The 389-nt window shown below is 44.5% G+C and carries 1 protein-coding gene; it reads right to left on the reverse strand.

Annotated elements, in window-relative coordinates; genetic code table 11:
- Positions 1 to 389 (reverse strand): helix-turn-helix transcriptional regulator (locus AC1DUA_RS40900; protein ID WP_477505049.1); only part of this gene is annotated, 389 nt, incomplete at both ends.

Consider the following 389-nt stretch of genomic DNA (forward strand, 5'->3'; position numbering starts at 1 on the left):
GAACTGCTTCATCGTGCTGCCTGTGGTTTCCTTAAACAAGTTAAATAAGCGGGAGCGTGAGACGGGAAAGAGCTCAAGCAGGTCGTCGACATGCAAATCTTCTTGATAATGCGCAATTAAATAGGAGAGTACATTACCAATCAGCTGTTCATCCTCCGACCTAATGGAGCCGGAATTTGCTACTTCATTATGCAAGCCAAGCAGCAGGAGGAAAAATTCTGACATGCATTTCAGCATAATTAATTCGAAATATGGCTTCTTGTCTTTGAGCGTTTGTTCTAGCTCAGCGAGCAGCATTTGGAGTTGATCCAGCTGCTGCACAGTTAGGAAGTGATGGCTAGAGTCAGGATGCAATGTCTTTAAGAATCTGGAGAGAGACAAGTCTGTCG

The organism is Paenibacillus sp. 01T422 (assembly GCF_056398785.1).